Annotated in this window: 3 rRNA genes; all 3 read right to left on the bottom strand. The window is 55.9% G+C overall.

The window, feature by feature from the left end:
• Positions 1-64 precede the first annotated feature (64 nt).
• The 3 genes from rrf to A9753_RS09300 all read right to left on the bottom strand — a co-directional run bounded on the left by rrf (position 65) and on the right by A9753_RS09300 (position 5291).
• A 5S ribosomal RNA gene (rrf, locus tag A9753_RS09310) occupies positions 65-182 on the bottom strand.
• Positions 183-319: 137 nt separating this feature from the next.
• Positions 320-3436 (bottom strand): 23S ribosomal RNA (locus A9753_RS09305).
• A 321-nt stretch (positions 3437-3757) separates the two neighbouring features.
• Positions 3758-5291, bottom strand: a 16S ribosomal RNA gene (locus tag A9753_RS09300).
• The 16S, 23S and 5S rRNA genes sit together here, the layout of an rRNA operon.
• Positions 5292-5539: the final 248 nt, after the last annotated feature.

Here is a 5539-nt window from a genome sequence, read left to right as displayed (position 1 = left end):
GGGTGTGGGGGAGCCCCGCCAACCACACAAACATGGCAGCGGGGCTCAACCCTCACAAGTATATGTACGGCGGCGTCCTACTCTCCCACACCCTAGCGAGTGCAGTACCATCGGCGCTTGGAGGCTTAGCTTCCGGGTTCGGAATGGAGGCCGGGCGTGACCCTCCCGCTATGACCGCCGTAACGCTTATCAGAACAACACACACAGTAACCTCAAACCACACAAAACGCATGGCCAGCAATGGTGTTGGTCGTGGACCGCATAGTGGACGCAAGCAACGCTTAACAAATCGCGCAACCCACACGCAACGCGTGCGGAAAGTGTTGTTGGTATCGGCTTATTAGTACCGGTCAGCTCCGATCCCTTACGGGTCTTCCACATCCGGCCTATCAACCCAGTAGTCTACTGGGAGCCTCACCACCCCAAAGGATGATGGAAACCTCATCTTGAAGCTGGTTTCCCGCTTAGATGCTTTCAGCGGTTACCCATTCCGAACGTAGCCAACCAGCCGTGCCCCTGGCGGGACAACTGGCACACCAGAGGTTCGTCCGTCCCGGTCCTCTCGTACTAGGGACAGGCCTTCTCAAGTTTCCTGCGCGCGCAGAGGATAGGGACCGAACTGTCTCACGACGTTCTAAACCCAGCTCGCGTACCGCTTTAATGGGCGAACAGCCCAACCCTTGGGACCTGCTCCAGCCCCAGGATGCGACGAGCCGACATCGAGGTGCCAAACCATGCCGTCGATATGGACTCTTGGGCAGGATCAGCCTGTTATCCCCGGGGTACCTTTTATCCGTTGAGCGACGACCCACCCACTCGGGATCGCCGGATCACTAGTTCCTACTTTCGTACCTGCTCGACCTGTCAGTCTCGCAGTCAAGCTCCCTTGTGCACTTACACTCAACACCTGGTTGCCGACCAGGCTGAGGGAACCTTTGAGCGCCTCCGTTACATTTTAGGAGGCAACCGCCCCAGTTAAACTACCCACCAGGCACTGTCCCTGACCCGGATCACGGGCCGAGGTTCAGGCGCACGCCATAACCAGAGTGGTATTTCAACGATGACTCCACACAAACTGGCGTTCATGCTTCACAGTCTCCCACCTATCCTGCACAAGCTATGGCGGGCGCCAATACCAAGCTATAGTAAAGGTCCCGGGGTCTTTCCGTCCTTCTGCGCGTAACGAGCATCTTTACTCGTAGTGCAATTTCGCCGAGTTCATGGTTGAGACAGTGGAGAAGTCGTTACGCCATTCGTGCAGGTCGGAACTTACCCGACAAGGAATTTCGCTACCTTAGGATGGTTATAGTTACCACCGCCGTTTACTGGGGCTTAAATTCACCGCTTCACCCCGAAGGGTTGACGGTTCCTCTTAACCTTCCAGCACCGGGCAGGCGTCAGTCCGTATACATCGCCTTGCGGCTTCGCACGGACCTGTGTTTTTAGTAAACAGTCGCTTCTCCCTGGTCTCTGCGACCCTCCCCCCTAGCCAGCAAGTGGCTTCAAGGATCGGGCCCCCCTTCTCCCGAAGTTACGGGGGCATTTTGCCGAGTTCCTTAACCATGATTATCTCGTGCGCCTAGGCATACTCTGCCCGACCACCTGTGTCGGTTTAGGGTACGGGCGGCTAACACCTCGCGTCGAGGCTTTTCTCGGCAGCACAGGATCACCCTACTTCCCCAACAAATGTTAGGTCACCATCACGTCTCACCCTCATGTTTCCCGGATTTGCCTAAGAAACGGGCTGCTCGTTTGGACGGGCCAAGCCATTAGGCCCGCGGAAGCTACCACTCTGCGTCACCCCTGTTAATACGCTTGCCTACCAATAAGGCTGGTCCCCAGACCACTCACCAACAAAAACACCGAAGTGTTAACGAAAGATCATGGCGTGGGTTAGTACCCTTAAGTCAGCATGGGCGGTGTTTCGCCGGTACGGGAATATCAACCCGTTGTCCATCGACTACGCCTGTCGGCCTCGCCTTAGGTCCCGACTCACCCAGGGCGGACTAGCCTGGCCCTGGAACCCTTGGTCATTCGGCGCTAGGGTTTCTCACCCTAGTATCGCTACTCATGCCTGCATTCTCACTTCCGCACCGTCCACCACTAGATCACTCTGTGACTTCACCCGGTGCAGAACGCTCCCCTACCACCCATCACCCCTGCCAAAAACTGGAGGGAACACGTGATGGATCCGCGGCTTCGGCGGTGTACTTGAGCCCCGCTACATTGTCGGCGCACGATCACTTGACCAGTGAGCTATTACGCACTCTTTCAAGGGTGGCTGCTTCTAAGCCAACCTCCTGGTTGTCTGCGCGACCGCACATCCTTTCCCACTTAGTACACGCTTAGGGGCCTTAGCCGGCGATCTGGGCTGTTTCCCTCTCGACTACGGAGCTTATCCCCCGCAGTCTCACTGCCACGCTAGAACCCAACGGCATTCGGAGTTTGGTTGACGTCAGTAACCCTGTGGGGCCCATCAGCCACCCAGTAGCTCTACCTCCGCTGGGAAACACGTGACGCTGCACCTAAATGCATTTCGGGGAGAACCAGCTATCACGGAGTTTGATTGGCCTTTCACCCCTACCCACAGCTCATCCCCTCAGTTTTCAACCTAAGTGGGTTCGGTCCTCCACACGCTCTTACACGTGCTTCAACCTGGCCATGGGTAGATCACCCCGCTTCGGGTCTAGAACGTGCCACTCAACCGCCCTTTCGGACTCGCTTTCGCTACGGATCCCCCACACGGGTTAACCTCGCGACACGCCACTAACTCGCAGGCTCATTCTTCAATAGGCACGCCATCACCCCACAAGAGAGGCTCTGACGGCTTGTAAGCGCCCGGTTTCAGGTACTATTTCACTCCCCTCCCGGGGTACTTTTCACCATTCCCTCACGGTACTAATCCGCTATCGGTCATCAGGAAGTATTTAGGCAACCAAGTGGTCTTGGTAAATTCACACAGGATTCCACGTGCCCCGTGCTACTTGGGAGCGCCTATATGCAGCCACAGCAGTTTCGTCTACGGGGGTCTCACCCACTACGCCCGGCCTTCCCAGACCGTTCAACTACCACCATGGTTTATCACTACACACTCTTGCGGCAGCAAAAGTACAAGACGTCCCACAACCCCACACGCGCAACCCCTGCCGGGTATCACACACGCATGGTTTCACCATCCTCCGCTTTCGCTCGCCACTACTCACGGAATATCTTTTCCTGCGGGTACTGAGATGTTTCACTTCCCCGCGTCTACCCCCACTCGCCCTATGTATTCAGACGAGGGTGACAAGGCATTACCCTTGCCGGGTCTCCCCATTCGGAAACCCTCGGATCACAGCCCGTTAGCCGGCTCCCCGAGGCTTATCGCAGGCCACAACGTCCTTCATCGGCTCCTGATGCCAAGGCATCCACCGAACGCTCATAAAAACTAACAACAAACCACAATTAAAAAACTTAAACGTTCAATAACTCATGATTCGCAAAGATCAAAGATGCTCGCGTCCACTATACAGTTCACAACCAACCCACCCACACAAACACTCCCAACCACCATCCAGCGGCAGAAAATCGAATGTGAGGCACCAGAGCATGATGCTCCAGACCCCGACAGTGTGCCAAGCCAACCACCAACACCACCAAAGCCGACCCCAAGAACAAGGCCGAAATAAACTCCAGTGAAAATGCCAACGTGATTGGTACGCCATGATTCCGACTCACCACCACTACACGAACATAGTGGCTGAAATGAGCTCCTTAGAAAGGAGGTGATCCAGCCGCACCTTCCGGTACGGCTACCTTGTTACGACTTCGTCCCAATCACCAGCCCCACCTTCGACCGCTCCCCGTAGGGCCACGGGCTTCGGGTGTTGCCGACTTTCGTGACGTGACGGGCGGTGTGTACAAGGCCCGAGAACGTATTCACCGCAGCGTTGCTGATCTGCGATTACTAGCGACTCCAACTTCACGGTGTCGAGTTGCAGACACCGATCCGAACTGAGACCGGCTTTAAGGGATTCGCTCCACCTCACAGTATCGCAACCCTCTGTACCGGCCATTGTAGCATGCGTGAAGCCCAAGACATAAGGGGCATGATGATTTGACGTCATCCCCACCTTCCTCCGAGTTGACCCCGGCAGTCTCCCGCGAGTCCCCACCACTACGTGCTGGCAACACGGGACAAGGGTTGCGCTCGTTGCGGGACTTAACCCAACATCTCACGACACGAGCTGACGACAACCATGCACCACCTGTGAACACCCAACTAAATGCACCCACATCTCTGCAGGCTCTGTGTCCATGTCAAGCCTTGGTAAGGTTCTTCGCGTTGCATCGAATTAATCCGCATGCTCCGCCGCTTGTGCGGGCCCCCGTCAATTCCTTTGAGTTTTAGCCTTGCGGCCGTACTCCCCAGGCGGGGCACTTAATGCGTTAGCTGCGGCGCGGAAACCCCGGAAAGAGTCCCCACACCTAGTGCCCAACGTTTACGGCGTGGACTACCAGGGTATCTAATCCTGTTCGCTCCCCACGCTTTCGCTCCTCAGCGTCAGTAACGGCCCAGAGACCTGCCTTCGCCATCGGTGTTCTTCCTGATATCTGCGCATTCCACCGCTACACCAGGAGTTCCAGTCTCCCCTACCGCACTCTAGCCGGCCCGTACCCACCGCAAGCCCGGGGTTGAGCCCCGGGTTTTCACGACAGACGCGACCAGCCGCCTACGAGCTCTTTACGCCCAATAATTCCGGACAACGCTTGCGCCCTACGTATTACCGCGGCTGCTGGCACGTAGTTAGCCGGCGCTTCTTATCCAGGTACCGTCAACCACACGTACATGTGGCCTGCTTCCCTAGCGAAAGAGGTTTACAACCCGAAGGCCGTCATCCCTCACGCGGCGTCGCTGCATCAGGCTTTCGCCCATTGTGCAATATTCCCCACTGCTGCCTCCCGTAGGAGTCTGGGCCGTGTCTCAGTCCCAGTGTGGCCGTCCACCCTCTCAGGCCGGCTACCCGTCATCGCCTTGGTAGGCCTTCACCCCACCAACAAGCTGATAGGCCGCGAGCCCATCCCCCACCGGAAAAAACCTTTCCAAACCACCCCATGCAGGATGGCCAGAATATCCCGTATTAGCCACCGTTTCCGGCAGTTATCCAAGAGAAGGGGGCAGGTTACTCACGTGTTACTCACCCGTTCGCCACTCATCCACACCCAGCAAGCTGGATGCTTCACCGTTCGACTTGCATGTGTTAAGCACGCCGCCAGCGTTCGTCCTGAGCCAGGATCAAACTCTCCAAAAAAACCTTAAACAAAACACCAACAGCAACACCCACAAAACAGCAGGCGCCACAACAGTGCTTTCAACAATTTAAGAAAATCGGAGAAAAGAAAAAATTTTTCACCTAACTCACCACCCCATGACCATCGACGAGGATTCATCACAGGACAGCAAACAAAACAAAAATAAACACACACAACAACAAGTCATGCATGCTCATGGCATAAATAAACTTGACACACTATCGAGTTCTCAAACAACATGCCCACC

Source organism: Actinomyces vulturis (genome assembly GCF_001687305.1).
GTDB classification, from domain to species: Bacteria; Actinomycetota; Actinomycetes; order Actinomycetales; family Actinomycetaceae; genus Actinomyces; species Actinomyces vulturis.
Note: the sequence above shows the minus strand (reverse complement) of the source record. Positions and strands in the feature narration are given on the sequence as shown.